This window comes from Micromonospora sp. NPDC050495, assembly GCF_040655175.1.
Classification (GTDB): Bacteria; Actinomycetota; Actinomycetes; order Mycobacteriales; family Micromonosporaceae; genus Micromonospora.
Genome location: NZ_JBFAJK010000011.1, coordinates 84,840 through 100,455 on the forward strand (window position 1 = coordinate 84,840; position 15,616 = coordinate 100,455).

10 protein-coding genes are annotated in these 15,616 nt (G+C 71.8%); 5 read left to right on the forward strand and 5 right to left on the reverse strand.

The genetic code is table 11. The features are described from left to right. Window positions 1-45: 45 nt before the first annotated feature. The 3 genes from AB0I11_RS14340 to AB0I11_RS14350 form a co-directional block, all read right to left on the reverse strand. Window positions 46-516: a MogA/MoaB family molybdenum cofactor biosynthesis protein gene (locus tag AB0I11_RS14340; RefSeq protein ID WP_357319014.1), complete on the reverse strand. Its 471-nt coding sequence runs from the start codon at window positions 514-516 to the stop codon at window positions 46-48. After that, window positions 513-1,004 carry a cyclic pyranopterin monophosphate synthase MoaC gene (moaC, locus tag AB0I11_RS14345; protein ID WP_357319017.1) on the reverse strand — a complete coding sequence of 164 codons (492 nt, stop codon included), beginning with the start codon at window positions 1,002-1,004 and terminating at the stop codon, window positions 513-515. The genes AB0I11_RS14340 and moaC overlap by 4 nt, the downstream gene beginning before the upstream one ends. Window positions 1,005-1,240: 236 nt before the next feature. Beyond that, a complete protein-coding gene (locus tag AB0I11_RS14350; RefSeq protein ID WP_357319020.1) occupies window positions 1,241-4,390 on the reverse strand; it encodes a BTAD domain-containing putative transcriptional regulator in 3,150 nt (1,049 codons plus the stop codon). Between the two features lie 443 nt (window positions 4,391-4,833). Here AB0I11_RS14350 and AB0I11_RS14355 point away from each other — a divergent pair, with 443 nt between their 5' ends. From AB0I11_RS14355 to AB0I11_RS14375, 5 genes are all read left to right on the forward strand, one after another. After that, entirely contained in the window at window positions 4,834-7,383 is a 2,550-nt protein-coding gene (locus AB0I11_RS14355) for an EAL domain-containing protein (protein ID WP_357319023.1), read from the forward strand. A gap of 91 nt (window positions 7,384-7,474) precedes the next feature. Continuing rightward, window positions 7,475-8,767, forward strand: coding sequence for a glycosyltransferase 87 family protein (locus AB0I11_RS14360; protein ID WP_357319026.1), 1,293 nt, complete (start codon window positions 7,475-7,477; stop codon window positions 8,765-8,767). 57 nt (window positions 8,768-8,824) lie between these two features. Next, a complete protein-coding gene (locus AB0I11_RS14365; protein ID WP_357319029.1) occupies window positions 8,825-9,457 on the forward strand; it encodes a phosphoribosyltransferase family protein in 633 nt (210 codons plus the stop codon). 23 nt (window positions 9,458-9,480) lie between these two features. Beyond that, entirely contained in the window at window positions 9,481-9,852 is a 372-nt protein-coding gene (locus AB0I11_RS14370) for a zf-TFIIB domain-containing protein (protein WP_357319032.1), read from the forward strand. A gap of 98 nt (window positions 9,853-9,950) precedes the next feature. Then, entirely contained in the window at window positions 9,951-10,640 is a 690-nt protein-coding gene (locus AB0I11_RS14375; protein WP_357319035.1) for a maleylpyruvate isomerase N-terminal domain-containing protein, read from the forward strand. Between the two features lie 69 nt (window positions 10,641-10,709). Here AB0I11_RS14375 and AB0I11_RS14380 read toward each other — a convergent pair whose 3' ends face one another. Both AB0I11_RS14380 and AB0I11_RS14385 read right to left on the reverse strand, forming a co-directional pair. After that, window positions 10,710-11,345 (reverse strand): hypothetical protein, encoded by a 636-nt coding sequence (locus AB0I11_RS14380; RefSeq protein ID WP_357319038.1) that lies wholly within the window; start codon window positions 11,343-11,345, stop codon window positions 10,710-10,712. A 183-nt stretch (window positions 11,346-11,528) separates the two neighbouring features. After that, complete coding sequence (locus AB0I11_RS14385) at window positions 11,529-15,575, reverse strand: replicative DNA helicase (RefSeq protein ID WP_357319209.1); 4,047 nt, start codon at window positions 15,573-15,575, stop codon at window positions 11,529-11,531. Window positions 15,576-15,616: the final 41 nt, after the last annotated feature.

Below are 15,616 nucleotides of genomic sequence, written 5' to 3' on the forward strand. Positions count from 1 at the left end.
ACCGGCGGCCGGGGGTTCCCCGGCGCTGCGCGGCCCGCGGCCGGTTCAGTGGTCACCACCGTGCAGCTGGTCGACGGCGTGCCGCAGGATCGGGCCGAGCACGGCCAGCCCGTCCTTCGCCCCGCCCCGCGACCCGGGCAGGTTGATCACCAGCGTCCGCCCGGTCACCCCGGCGAGGCCCCGGGAGAGCGCGGCGGTGGGCACCGCGTCGCGGCTGTGCGCCCGGATCGCCTCGGCGATGCCGGGGATCTCGTAGTCGAGCAGGGCTCGGGTCACCTCGGGGGTGCGGTCGGTCGGGGTGATGCCGGTGCCGCCGCTGGTGAGCACCACGTCGACGCCCTCGTCGCGGGCCGTCCGCAGGGCCGCGCCGACCGGCTCGCCGTCGGGCACCACCACCGGCTCGTCGACCTGGCAGCCCAGCTCGCGCAGGCCGGCCACCAGGAGCGGGCCGCTGGTGTCGGCGTACACCCCGGCGGCGGCCCGGTTGGACGCCACGATCACCCGGGCGCGGATCACGGCCGATCCTCCGGCCGCACCCACTCGCCGGTCTTGCCGCCCTCCTTGCGCAGCACCCGCACCGCGTCCACCGAGGCGGCCGGGTCGACGGCCTTGACCATGTCGACCAGGGCCAGGCCGGCCACCGCCACCGCGGTGAGGGCCTCCATCTCGACGCCGGTCCGGTCCGCGGTCCGCGCGCTGGCGGTGATCTCCACCGTGTCCTCGGTGAGCCGCAGGTCGACGGTGACGGCGTGCAGGGCGATCGGGTGGCAGAGCGGGATCAGGTCGGGGGTCCGCTTGGCCCCCATGATCCCGGCCAGCCGGCCGACCGCGAGCGCGTCACCCTTGGGCAGCCCGTCGCGGCGCAGCAGCTCGACGACCTCCGCCGTGGTGCGGAGCCGGCCGGCGGCGACCGCGAGCCGGCCGGAGACCGGCTTGGCGGAGACGTCGACCATCCGGGCAGCGCCGCCGGAATCGACGTGGGTGAGCTGGGCGGGTTCGGTCACGGCGCGAGCCTATCCCTCGGGTACGACGTGGTGCCGGGACTGGTGGGGAGGAGCGCCGCGCTCGGGTGCCGCGTTCGCGGCGCGGCACTCCTCCCTCACCTACCCGCCGTCCAGTCGCTGGGGGTTCCTGGCGGCGGGCGTCTGGTCGGCTCGGCTCTGCCCCGGTGCAGCGCCTCCCCCGTTCCCCGACACCGGCAAGACGTTAGGGGGCACCGCGATAAGAAATCGATAAGTCTTCAGCCGCCTTGCGGCTCGGCGATGAGCCGCTCCAGCCCATCCCGCTCCGGCACACCCATCCGACGGAAGATGGCCAGGGCCCGCTGCCGGTAACGGCGGGCCTGCGCCGGTTGGTCGGTGGCGAGGTGGTCGGCGAGCGCGACGAGGGCACGCCCCTGCTCGTACGGGTGGGCGATGCGCGTCGCCAGCTCAAGCGCGCGCCGGTGAGCCGCGACGGCGTCAGCGGCCTGCCCGCCGAACGCCAGGGTGATACCCAGGTCGTTCCAGATGGCCGCCTGCACGTGCCGTTCCCCGGAGTCCACGGCGAGGTCGAGGGCCAGCTCGTGCTGTGCCCGCGCGGCGTCCAGCCGGCCCAGGTGCCGGTACGCGATCCCCAGGTCGTTGCGGGCCTCTGTCTCGCCGAACCGGTGCCCGGTGCGATCGCGAATCCGCAGTGACGCCCTGAGGAGCCGAGCCGCCTTGCTGAACTGCCCGCGGCGGTTCTCCACGGCCGCGATGTGGCCCAGGGCACTGGAAATGTCGTACAGGCTGCCTCGGGAACGCGCGACGAAGAGGTGCAGTCGGTGTGCCTGGAGCGCCTCCTCGTGCCGTCCCACGACGGTGAGGGCGAGCCCGAGGTTCGCCATCGCCAGACTCGTTTCGACGGCGGCACCGCCGGGCCGCTCCCGTAGCAACTGTCGTCCGAGCTCGACCGCACGAGCCAGGTTACCGGTCAGGATGTTGACGGCCACCAGGTTCGCCCGGTAGCGATGCTCGTTGAACTGGTCGCCGAGTTCGCGGGAGATGGACACCGCCGCCTCAACGTGCCGCAGGCAGTCCAGATAGCTGCCCGTCCGGATGTACGCGGAGGCCAGATAGTTGTGCATGACCGCCTGCGCCGCCTGGTCGCCGTCCTTCTGCGCGGCGACCAGCCCGGTGCGGTGGGTGAACAGGATGTCGTCGAAGTAGCCCCGGATGTAGCAGAACCGCCACATCGCCCGGGCGATCCGCCAACCGTATGCCTGGTGGGACTCCTCAGCGAAGGCGATCAGGGCGAGCAGATTCGAGCGTTCCCGTTCCAACCACTCGACGTCCGCCGGATCGGAGTGCCCCAACAGGTCGGGGCGCCGGGCCGGGCCCAGGCGCAGCGGGCCGGAGAGCGCGAGTTGTTCGAGAGTCTGCGCCCGGCCGACCACCTCATGCAGCACGTGGTCGAGGAGCCGGCCCCCGGCCTCGTCGCGGTCGCGCACCTCGTGAAGATCGCTCGACAGCTCGGCGGAGTACTGGCGCAGCAGGTCGTGCAGGCGGTAGCGGCCCGGTGCGACCTCCTCGACCAGATGCTGGTCGAGGAGGTCGTCCAGCATCGTCTCGGTCACCTCCAAAGGTAGGTCGGCGAGAGCCGACGCCATCGGCGCGTCGAAATGAACGCCAGGATGGACGCTGAGGAGCCGGAACAGGCGCCTGACCGGTTCGGCGAGCGGTTCGTACGAGGCGGTGAAGGCGCTGGCCACCGTCTGCTGCTCCACCGCGAGCTGCCGCAGCACCGTCCGCCCGTCGCTCAGTCGCGTGGCCAGGTCGGCGACCCGCCAGGTGGGCCGGTGCAGCAGGCGTCCGCCGGCAAGGCGGATTGCGAGCGGCAGATGGCCACAGCGACGTGCCACCTCGGCCGCCGCCTCCGGCTCCTGGCGTACCCGGTCCTCACCGGCCGTACGGGCCAGCAGTTGAACCGCCTCCTGCGGGGTCAGCGTCGGCAACGGGACGGGTGGTCCGATGTCGCCGGCGGACAACCGGCGGCGGCTGGTCACGAGCACGACCGAGCCCGGTCCGGCGGGCAGGAGCGGCCGGACCTGATCACTGCTGGCGGCGTTGTCCAGCACGATGACTGTGCGGCGCCCGCGCAGCTCGCGCTGCCACAGTTCGGCACGGAGTACATGATCGGTGGGGATCCGGCCAGCGGGGACCCCGAGCTGACGGAGCAGTGCGGTGAGCGCGTCGCCCGGATCCATCGGTGCCCCACCGGAGTGCCCGCGCAGGTCGATGAAGAGCTGCGCGTCGGGATGACGGTCGGCAAGCTGCCGGGCCAGATGCACCGCGAAGGTGGTCTTGCCGCTGCCCGCCATCCCGTCGACCACCCGCACCGGCGACTGCTGCTCGCCGACCGCGGCGGTCTCCGCCAGCAGGCGCTCGGTGAGCGACCGCCGTCCCACAAAGTTTGCCACCAGGCGAGGCAGGTGGCTGCCGGCGGCCCTGGCCGGCGCTTCGGTCGGACGGGCCGCGCGAGCCGGAGCCGGGTCATCCATCGGGGCCAACGGGTCCGCGATCAGCCGGTCGACCGGCTCCCGATTCAGAATGCGCCGGCGCAGCGACCGCAGCTCCGTTCCCGGCTCGATGCCCAACTGCTCCATCAGCGCGCCCTCGGCCCGGCTCAGCGTGGACAGGGCACCGCCAACGTCACCGTCGGCGTAGTGCGCGCGAACGAGCAGGGCATGTGCCTGCTCCCGGTACGGGTGGACGACCACGTGGTCGGTCAGGAAGGCGATCGCCGACCTGGTGCGCCCGACCCGCAGATCCAGCTTCGCCCGAAGCTCGGTCATCGAGAGGCGCTGCTCATCCGTGGCGGCCCGGCGAGCGGCAAGGACTGGCCCGACCGGCAGCCCGGCGAGCAGGCCGCCCCGCCAGAGCGACTCGATGCGGGTCAGCATTCGGTCGACGGTGTCGATCTCCCCACGCGCCCAGGCACTCTCCGCGGCCTGGGCGAGGCGTTCGAACCGAAGGAGGTCCACCGAGTCCTCGGTCAGCTCGAACCGGTAGCCGCCGGAGAGCCGGGAGAGGTGGGGACCAGCGTGCTTGTCGAACGTCCGGCGGAGGTTCGCGGCGTACGTCCGCACGTTCGCCACGGCCGAGCGCGGCGGTTCCTCGGGCCACAGTTCGTCGATGAGCGACTCGGTCGTGACGACGCGGCCGGGGTGCGCGGCCAGCATGGCCAGCACCGTCCGCTGCTTGGGCGTACCCAGCGGGACCTGGGCGGATCCGCACCACGCCTCGAGCGCCCCGAGGAGATGGATCTCCGCCAATCCTTTCCTCCGCAATGGTGCCGAAACTTCAATACCTCTGCAATTAACGCAACGCCACGCAGAGGGCGCCTTAACGCCAGATTGCACGCGATCCACCGCGCGACTTCCAGAAAGATATCAGAGAGCGACGACATTTTTTCTGTCCGTCTAACTCCAAGCGGGGACGACCAACCGGCAGCGAGTATCGACCCAGGCGAGCACCGAACGGCTGCAGACACCGGTCATCGCGGGCTCGATAATCACCATTAGGCGCAGCACTGAATACGCGTTCAGTCTCCAGACAAAGACGGTGCGTGACAATGAGCAGCGACATTTGCGCCTTATGCGCATATGGACATCTAATGTCACTAACTCGACCTAAAAGGCCATAACATGACCTCCGTCGGGGGGGTCGGGAGCAGCGGCCCCCGGGATCGAGTGAAGGGCGAGGCCAATGCGCGGCAACGACTGGCTGTGACCAACCTTTCCGAGCTCCTGGGCAGGTCGTACAGTACGGGTATACGCACCGCTACCGGATGACCGCGGTGGAGGCAGGAGACGTGACCCGAACCATCGCACGCGACAATGGGAGCGATCGGCGGCTGTTGCTGCTTGTCGCTCTCGTCGTGTTCGCGGCCGCGATCGCGTCGGTGGTAAGCCTGCGGCTCATCTCCACCCAAGGCCTGGCCACCTCGACCGACCTCACTCGGGCGGCCACCCTGACGTTCCTCGTCGCCGTCGCCGCCACCGTCAACGTCCGAATCCGCATCCGGGCCACCACGCACGGCATCTCGTGGACGGACGCGGCCACGATGATAGGCCTGGCCGTCGCCCCGGTGCCGTGGGTCGTCATCGGCACCGGCGTGGGTGTAGCGACCATCCGGTTGCTCGGTCGACTCTCGCCCATCAAGTTGGCCTTCGGTGTCGCCAAGGAGATGACGCTCGCCGCGGTCGGCGGCATCGTCCTCGTCCTGTCGGGCTGGACGTGGCCCTGGTCCGGTCCGGTCAGTCGCTCCCTCCCTGCGCTGGTGCTGGCGTACCTGACGATCATCGTGCTGGACGAGTTGCTGATGTTTCCCGTCCTCGCCCTCGCCACCCGTACCCCCCTCCGCAACCGGTTCCGTCAGCAGATCGACCTTCGGTTGGCGAGCGTGGTCGCCCGCTTCTCGGTGATCCTGTCGACCCTACTGATCCTCCGGATCAACCCGACCTTCCTGATCGTCGTCCCGCCCGTCGTGCTGAGCCTGCACCTGGCGTATTCGGGACGACTGCGCAGCAGAGCCGAGCGGGACGCCTGGCAACGGCTCGCCCGCACCACTGACGCGCTCAACGTGGTCGATCTGGACGAGGTGCTGAACACGGCCGTCACCCAGGCGACCGAACTCTTCTCGGCCGATGAGGTCGACATCGAACTGCGCGAGGAGAACCGCCTCGCCCGCGGAGCCGGCGGGGCCGTCACCTTCCAGGGCGCGACCGACGAACCCAGCGCGATCGCCGGTTCAACACTGTCCACCCCCCTCGAAGGACACGACCAGCACGCCGACATCGGTACGCTCCGGCTCCGCTTCGCCGGCCCCGTGCAGCTCTCGGAGCGGGAGCAGTACACCCTGCGCACCTTCGCCTCCGCCCTCTGCACCGCGGTCCGCAACGCCCAGGCGTACGCCGAGCTGGCCCGGATCGCCGAGGAGCACGCGTACGCCGCCACCCACGACGCCCTGACCGGGCTCTCCAACCGCCGGCACCTGCTCGACGAGGGCACCGAGCAGCTCACCAACCGGCACGCCGACGGCGTCACCGCCCTGGTGCTGATCGACCTCAACCACTTCAAGGAGGTCAACGACACCCTCGGGCACGGTGCCGGCGACCGGGTGCTGATGCAGGTGGCGGACCGGCTGCGCGCCGCGGCCCGCGTCGACGACCTGGTGGCCCGGCTCGGCGGCGACGAGTTCGCCGTTCTGCTGCGCGGCCTGCCCGCCCCGGCGGTCGCCGCGCACCGGGCCGAGTCCCTGCTCGGCGCCCTGCACGAACCACTCGACCTGGACGGCATGCGGATCAGCGTGGAGGCCAGCGGCGGGATCGCCGTGGCGCCCGCCAGCGGCGGCATGCCGGAGCTGCTGCGCCGCGCCGACGTCGCGATGTACCAGGCCAAACGGGCCGGGCAGCGGATCTCCACGTACGCCCCGACCCGGGACACCGCCGACCTGGGCCGGCTCACCCTCGGCGGCGAGCTGCCCCGCGCGGTCGCCGACCACGAGTTCACCGTCACCTTCCAGCCGATCGTCGACCTCGGCACCGGCACGGCCATCGGCGCCGAGGCGCTGGCCCGCTGGCACCACCCGACGCACGGCATGATCGACCCGCTGCGCTTCCTCGAGGCGGTGGAACGCTCCGGGCTGCTGCCCGCGTTCGCCGAGGCCATCCTCGACCAGGCGCTGATCGCCGCCGGCACCTGGCGGGCCGCCGGGTTCGACCTGCCGGTCTCGGTGAACGTGTCGCCGCGCAGCCTGCTCGACCCGCGCTTCCCCGGCGCGGTCCTGGCCCGGCTGCGGGCGCACGACCTGCCGCCGGACCGGCTCGTGCTGGAACTGACCGAGACCCTCACCCTCAGCCAGCTCGACGTGGTCGACCAGGTGCTCAGCCGGCTCCGCGACTCCGGCGTCCGGCTCGCCCTCGACGACTTCGGCACCGGGTACTCGTCGCTCTCCCTGCTCTCCCGCATCCCGGTGCACGAACTCAAGATCGATCGCAGCTTCGTCACCGCGATGGAGACCTCCACCGAGGCGGCCGCCGTGATCCGCTCCACCCTCGACCTCGGTCGCAGCCTCAACCTCACCGTGGTCGCCGAGGGCGTGGAGAGCGAACCGCAGCGGCGGGCGCTCTGGGAGCTGGGCTGCGCCGCCGGCCAGGGCCACCTGTTCGCCCGGCCGCTGCCGGCCGGCGCGCTGCTCGCCGCCCTGCACCGCGGCGCCGGCGGGCGTCCCGGCGCGCTGGCGCCGCCGCTGCACGACGAGGGCGCGGTGATCCGCCTGCCCGGCCGCCGCACCGGCGCCCGCAACCGCACCACCGGCACCCCGGCCGCGGGCCGCACCGGCGAACCCGGCGGACGCTGACCCGCACCCCCGACCCCCGGCCCTCGACCCCCGGTCCCGGCCCGTCGAACGCGGCACGGCGGCCCGAGCCGGGTCTGCCAGACTTGCCGGCGTGATCGTCGACGCCGAGCCGACCGCCCCCGCCCGCCGCTGGCGGGCCGTGGACACCGCCGCCGGCGGCCTCGCCCTCGACCTCGGCCTCTACGCCGCCGCCGCGCTCTTCGCCGCGATCACCGCGGCCACCTCCACCCTCGCCCCGCACCGGGCCTGGGGCGTACCCGCCACGATCGGCTACCTGCTGGCGACGCTCCTGGTCACCGGCCAACTCCTCGCCCGCCGGCGCCGGCCCGACGCACCCCTGGCCGGGCTGCCCGCCCGCTGGGCGGTCACCGGGCTCACCTGGGCCAGCACCACCCTGCTGCCGATCGTGACGCAGAGCGTGCAGCGCGCGGCGGGCCGCACCGACCGGGCCCAGGAGGAGGTGCTCGTCGTCGAGCAGGCCGGCACACGGCTCGCCGAGCACGGCACCCCCTACCTCGGGCACGACGCGATCGCCGCGCTACCGCCGGGCGAGCAACTCCTCGGCTACACCCCGTACCAGCCGGGGATGGCGCTGTTCGGGCTGCCCCGGGCCGCCACCGACGCCTGGTGGACCGACGCGCGGGTCTGGTTCGCCCTGGTCACCGCCGTGGCGCTGGCCGCCGCCGTAGCCACCCTGCGGGGCACGTCCGCCCCGACCGGACCCCACCGCGCCGCTGCCCCGCTGCGCGCCGTACAGGCGGTCACCGTGCTGCCGATCTGCGCGCTCACCCTGGCCACCGGCGGCGACGACCTGCCCGTACTCGCGCTCTGCGTGCTCGCCGTGGCCCTCGCCGCCGCCGGCCGGCCCGGACGCGCGGGCCTGGCGGTCGGGGTGGCCGGCGCCCTCAAGCTCTTCGCCTGGCCGGTGGCGGTCGTCCTGGTCTGCTGGGCCGCGACCCGCCGGGCCGGCTCCCGCACCGCCGTCGGCGCCCTCGGCCTGCCCGTGCTCGCCCTGCTCCCCGCCCTGCTCGTCGACCGCGACGCGCTGGTGGAGAACGTGCTGCGCTTCCCGCTCGGCCACGGCCTGGTGACCAGCCCCGCCCAGTCCCCCTTCCCCGGCCACCTGATCGCCACCACGCTGCCCGCCGGCCGGATCGTCGCCGCCGCGCTGCTGGTCGCGGTGGGGGCGGCCATCGCCCTCCGGCTGCTGCGCCGCCCGCCGCGCACCGCCGCCACCACCGCACTGATCTGCGGGTACGGGCTGCTCGCCGCGATCCTGCTGATGCCCTCGACCCGGTTCGGTTACCTGCTCTACCCGGTCGCCCTGCTCACCCTCGCCCCCGCGGTCACCCTCGCCGAACACCGCCACCACCCCGCCGGCTGACCGGCATTCCGGGCAACTGCCCGGCACATCCGGCCGGCGGGGCGTACACCTGAGAACATGACCAGCTACCGCGACCGGGCCGAGGCGGGCCGGATGCTCGCCGACCAGCTCACCGACCTCGCCGGACGGCCGGACGTCGTCGTCCTCGGACTCGTCCGCGGCGGCGTACCCGTCGCCCGGGTGATCGCCGACCGGATCGGCGCGCCCCTGGACGTGCTGGTGGTCCGCAAACTCGGCGTGCCCTGGGCGCCCGAGGTGGCGTACGGGGCGCTCGGGCCGGGCGGCGTGCAGGTGCGCAACGAGATGGTCGCCGACCGGATCGACCCCGCCGACCGCGCCCAGGTCCGCGAACGCGAACAGGCCGAACTGGATCGCCGGGAGCAGCGGTACCGGGCCGGCCGGCCCCCACTCGACCTGGCCGGACGCGTCGCCGTCATCGTCGACGACGGGCTGGCCACCGGCGCCACCGCGCGGGCCGCCGTCCAGGTCGCCCGCCAACTGGGGGCCGCCCGGGTCGTGGTGGCCGTGCCGGTCGGCTCCGACCAGGCGTACGAGATGCTCGCCGCCGAGGCCGACGAGCTGCTCTGCCTCCAGGTGCCGGTCGACTTCGCCGCCGTCGGCGCCTACTACGACGACTTCCACGAGGTTTCCGACGACGAGGTGACGCAGGCGCTCACCGCCACCGCATGACCGCACCGGGTACCGTCGGTTCCATGCAGCTCACCTGCCCCAAATGTCACGGAGAAATGCGCCAGTACGAGCGCAGCGGAGTGGTGATCGACCAGTGCGGCGAGTGTCGCGGCATCTTCCTCGACCGCGGCGAGCTCGAGAAGCTGTTCGAGGCGGAGGCGAACTGGAACCGGCAGCACGCCGGACCGCAGGCCGGACCGCAGGCCGCCGGCTACCCCCCGCCGCCGCCCGCCGCCCCGCAGCAGCCCGGATACGGCGCCGTGCCGCCACCGCCGCCACCACCGCCGCCCGGCCACGGCTACGCCCAGCCCGCGTACGGCCAGCAGCACTACGGCTACCACGGCCACTACCGGCGCAAGAAGCGGCACGGCTTCCTCGGCGAACTCTTCGACTGACCGACGCCCGGCCGGCCGGCCCCGTGTCGGCCGGCCCCGTGTCCGGCCGGCCGGCCGGTGCCGTGCCGGCGGACCCCGACCGTGGCAGTCTGCACCTCATGACTCCGAGCGGGCAGCACATCGCCCTGGCGCAGGCCTACGACGGCATCACCCGGGTGGTCGCCGATCTCGACGACGCCGACCTGCAACGACCGACCGGCTGCCACGGATGGCTCGTCGCCGACCTGCTCTTCCACGTGCTCTGCGACGCCCAGCGGGCGCTGGTCGCGCTGGCCAGCCCGGCACCCGGCCCGGCCGACGTGGACCAGGTCAGCTACTGGCGGTCCTTCCCGCCCGGCGGCGACGCCGGCGGCGACCGGCACGCCTGGTGGGCCCGCCGCTCGGCTTCGGCGTTCGAACGCCCGAGCGGCGTGGTCCGGCTCTGGTCCGACACCGCGCCCGCCGCCGTCCGCGCGGCCGGCGTCGCCGTACACGGTGACGACCCGGAGCGGTGCGTCACCACCCAGGGTCACGTCATCCGGATCCCCGATCTGCTGACCACCCTCACCACCGAGGCCGTGCTGCACCACCTCGACCTGATCGTCGACCTGCCGGACGCGCCCCTACCCGGTGCCGCCGCCGTCGCGGTCACGCTGACCACCCTGGACGGCCTGCGCGCCGACGCGCCCCGGCCGGCCGGCTGGGACGACGAGGACTACCTGCTCAAGGCCACCGGCCGGCGGCCGCTCACCGACGCCGACCGGCGCGAACTGGGCCCGGTCGCGGAGCGGTTCCCGCTGCTCGGCTAGTACGACGGCCGCCGTTTGAGATGCTGCTGCTCAGGTGGGGTGGCGGCGGACGCGCGGCTGCCGTACCAGCTACCCGATGGTATGCGTCCTTCTCGTAGCGTCGCCGGAATTCTCGGTGCCGGTCCCGGAGGCAAGGCCGAGGAACACGCCCCACGCGGCGACCAGTACCGCGACCAAAGAGTTCCACCCGTTCGGTGCCAGCCAGGGGAAGGAGCCTACGAGGAATGCGGCTGCGGCAACGATGCCCACAACTCGTCCGATCAGCCCGGCACGTGTCGACCAGTTGAGCGCGACCGCGGTAACGGCGAACCCTAGGAACGCCAGATGCAGGGCGCCGAACGCCGAGCTGACGACCAGGGCTACAACCTCGGCTGACGGTTGAATCTCAAACACCGGGTAGACCAGACGCCCCACCGCGAGCAGTACGACGAAAAGCGCGGCGAGGGCGATGGTGAGAGCGGTCCCTCCCACATTGATCCGCACCGACGGTCCGGCCTGGCGCGCGCCGAGGAGACCGCGAGCACCGGCTCCCCAGCAGATGACCGCGAAGAACAGCAGCTCGTCGCTCCACAACAGTAACGAGTGACCGCGTTCGACCCACCCCGCCATCGCGACCGCCTCGGCAGGCGGGTCAGGGAGAAGCGACAACAGCAGAAGGGCGACGGCGGTGAGGAGCGCCCCGACGATCATCAGCCAGCGGTGCACCCGCAGGTCGACCGCGGGTGTCGTGGGTCGTGGGTCGTACCACCGGACCGCCTGTCGTACCCGTCATCCCGTGATCGTGCCGGGCGTTCTGCGCCCTTCGCAAATGACCAGGTCGAGCAGTGCCGATGTCGCGCGTCGGGAAGCTTCAGCCACCATCCTGAACGGCGGCTGCCGTACGAGGAGTCAGACGATGGCCATGTCGACGAAGCGGGACAGGTGTAGCTGGGCGGCCACGGTCACCGTGTCGGTGGGGCCATTCCGATGCTTGGCGACAATAAAGTCCGCCTCGCCGGCGCGCGGCGACTCCTTGTCGTAGTAGTCGTCGCGATGCAGCAGGATGACAACGTCCGCATCTTGCTCGATCGAGTTGTGCGCGGCGATGCCGTTGGCGATGAAGTTGTGTGTCCCCAGCACCGTCGCGTCGTAGACATCCCGTTGGCCGACGGACTTGATCGAGACGATCTCGTCCCAGAAGACGTCGTTCGTTGCGTGCAGGTCCAACTCAGCGGAGTCCAGAACCTTGGCGATTTTCGCGAGTCTCGACCGGCTCGGCGCATGCTTCCACATCGTGCTGCCGCAGAACTTGGTTCCCACCGCAGCGGCGAACTCACGGTGGCTGATCTGCTGCTCGGCCAGGATCTCCCGCACCCGCGTCCACACGTCTCTCGGCACGGTGTCGACATTCGGGTTGCTCTCCATCGCCTCAAGACAGGTCAGCAAGGCCGCGCACCCGGCGGCCCGCTCGCCGTGCACGCCGATCTCGCGCAGGAACCGGAGCTGGTCGTCGCGTCCGGAAATGTCGAGCGTGTACTGCGGCCGATGCCGCGCGACCGGCACCTGCCTCAATCGGGCCGTGATGCCGTAGCGGAGCAGGAGTCGCGAGACGTCCTCGAGCAGCCGGCGGCTGGTGGAGGAAAAATAGACCCGCCCGCCTCGGCCGGATTTGTTCACCGTCACGGACCCGTCGGTGGCCCAGAGGTGCCGCAGGAAGAGGGTGATCTGCTCCTTGGAGAGTCCGAACACCTCCTGCGGCACAAACTTCTCGTGCGACCGCAGCCCGAACAGGCCGAAGCCGTCCAACCACTCCGCGACCGGATTCCGTCGACCTCGGGCGAGCCGGTACGGCGCAGGTAGCCGGAGAGTGGTCACGCGGGCAGCGGGGTAGTCGTCGCGGACGGTCGTGATCCCAAAGTGAATGGCAGCATCCGACACCGCCTGCAGGTTCATCTCGTCGCAGCTGGCATAGCGGATCGGCTGACGGTGCACGAAGGAGCCGTCCCCGAGCAGGTGCGCCAGCAGCACGACCTCCGATTCAGCCCAAGGCCGGATGTGCAACGGCGGCGGGATGTGCCGGGGAGCCGCGATCCGCGATCCGGCGGTCAGCTCCGCCAGTGGTGCCCAGCCACCGAAGGTGAGGAACGGATGGTTCGCGGTGGCATGGATCTGCTTTCCGGACGCGAGGGTCATCTCGAACACTTCCCGGATCCCGCTCGGGAACGCATGGGTAAGGGTTCGCGGCGTGTAGCGGAGGCTTTCGTCCAGCGCCCAGACGGGGATGTCCCTGACATTGCCTGCCAAGAGTTGACCCAGAGTCACCTCGGCGTTCGTGTCCGCCCGGATCAGCCTCGTCTCGGCAGTGAGGCAGCCGGACTCACGCAGATCGGACAGTTGGGGTCGCTTGTCGGTGCGCTGCTCCGGGCCACGGTTCAGCTGACTGACCGCGATCACCGGGCATTCGACCTCCTTGGCCAGCAGCTTCAGGCCACGGGACAGGTCGGCGACCTCCTGCTGTCGGCTCTCGGTGCGCTTCGGCGAGGTCATCAGCTGGAGGTAGTCGACCACGATCAGCTTGAGGTCGTGCTTCTGCTTGAGCCGGCGCGCCTTCGCCCGGATCTCCATGAGGTTCATGCTCGGGGTGTCGTCGACGAAGAGCGGCGCCTCGCTGATCTCACCCATGCACCGGGCCAGCTTGGTCCAGTCGTCGTCGGAGAGCTGGCCGCTGCGCAGCACGTGCAGCGGAACCCGGGCCTCGGCCGAAAGCAGTCGCATGACGATCTCGACCTTGCTCATTTCCAGCGAGAAGATCGCCGACGCGTGGTTGGCGCGGATAGCGGCATTTCGGGCAAAGTCCATGCTCGCGGTGCTGTTGTGCGTCGGAATCATGGACCGACCGGCCAGGTAGAGGTGCTCGGGGTTGTCGACCGTCACGCACCGGACCGGGACGCTGGGCATCGGCCTGACGTCCACGATGAAGCGAGCGGTCGTCCGGACATCCGACGACGTCCTTCGCCGCGCCGCGTGCGCGGTGCGCTTGCGCGTAAGGCGGAAGACCGGGTCGGGCGTGGAGAAGTTCAGGGTGTACGCGGTCGAGGACTCCTCGGTCCGGCCGCGCACCCGCTTCTCGTTGACGGTGCACCGGTAGCCGAGGCTGACCACCAGTTCGCGGACGTCCTCGATCAGCCGCTTCGAGGTCGACGTGTACTGGAGGTTCCCGGCCGGCGCCACCGTGCCGTCGGTGTCCATCAGGCCGGCGAGCAGCGCGCGCCGCTGGGTCTGCGAGGCGCGCAGGTACTCCTGCGGGATGTGCTTCCGGTGTGCCACTCCGGCCCGCCGGAGCAGCGCCAGGAACGAGCCGTTCCGGTCGTGGCAGACCGCGCACCGCCGGCTCGTCGGGTTCTCGCGCAGCGCTCGCGTCGAGCGGCCGCAGTCGACGCAGGTCCGGTCCGGGGTCGCGGCGGGAGTCGGCAGCACGATGGTGAAGACCATCCGCCCGCTGGGGCGCACCACGAAGCCGTCCTGCGCGACCAGGTCGACCATCTCGGCGTCCGCGGTGGTGAAACGGCTCGCTCCGGTGTGCCCGTCGCCGAGCCACACCCCGAGGGTGTACGGGGGAACAACGAGCTCCCGCTCCGGCAACTGCAGCGGCGCACAGTTCTCGACCGCGTGGTTCAGGCGACGGTCGGCTGTCTCGGTGCGCAGCGTGGCGGCGATCTGCGCGGTGGTGACCACCCCGTCGTGGTTCGCCCGGACGCCGGCGTTGACCTGCCGTTCGGCCCGTTCACGAAGGCCACTCAGCAGCGCGCCCGCCGGGTAGCCGGGGGCCGTCCAGTTCCGTACCTTGCCGGCCCGGGTGATCGGGCGGCTGATCCGGCCGTTGGCGCCCACCTGGCGGGCGACGGTGTGCAGCACGTTGCGGAACTCGGGCCCGACCTGCTCCAGGGCCTGCGCGAGCGTGACCAGGCGGTGCGGCTCGGCATCGACGGTCGCCTCGACCGTCCGGATCCGGGCGAGCGATGCGTCCGACCAGTAATGGCTCGGGCGCGCCGCCGGCTGTCGCCGGCTGGCCCGGGTCGTGGTCTTCCACAGGTGCTCGGCGTCGGCCACGATCACCGAGCCGTCGGAGAACTCCACCTCGTAGCACGGCCGGCCGTACATCACGTCGAAGACGTTGGTGACGGTGGTCGGCGTGCCGTCGGCCGCGAGCAACCGGTCCCCGACGGCCACCTCGGCCATCGTGGTCCAGCCCTCGGGGGTGGGCAGCGGGGTGTCGAGCGCGAGCGCCTTCCCGAGACCCGGGCGGCCGGCCACGATGATGAGTTGGCCCGGGTGGAGGCCGTTGAGCAGCCGGTCGAGGTCGCTGAAGCCGGTCGGCACCCCGGTCATCACCCCACCCTGCGCCCCCACGGCCTCGATCTCGTCGAGGGTCGGCTGGAGCATGTCGGCCAGGACGGCGAAGTCCTCGCTGACCCGCTTCTCGGTGATCTCGTAGACGGCCTGCTGGGCGAGGTCGACGATGTCGTCGACGTCCCGGCTGCCGCCCTGGCCGGTGCCGTACCCGAGTTGGACGATGCGGGTACCCGCCTCGACCAGCCGGCGCAGCACCGCCCGCTCGCCGACGATGCGCGCGTAGTAGGCGGCGTTCGCGGCGGTGGGCACGCTGGCGATCAGGGTGTGCAGGTAGGGCGCGCCGCCGATCCGGGCGAGGTCGCCGGAGTCGGCCAGGGCGGCCGCCACGGTGATCGGGTCGGCGGGCTCACCGCGGCCGTAGATGTCGAGGATGGCGTCGAAGATGGTGGCGTGCACCGGCCGGTAGAAGTCGTTGGACTTGAGGATCTCGACGACGTCGGCGATGGCGTCCTTGGAGAGCAGCATGCCGCCGAGGACGCACTGCTCGGCGGCGACGTCCTGGGGTGGGGTCTTCTCGAACTGCGCGTCGCGTTGGGCCGGCATCGGCGGTTGCCCGCCGGTCCCGTCCGCCCGCGTGTCGTCCG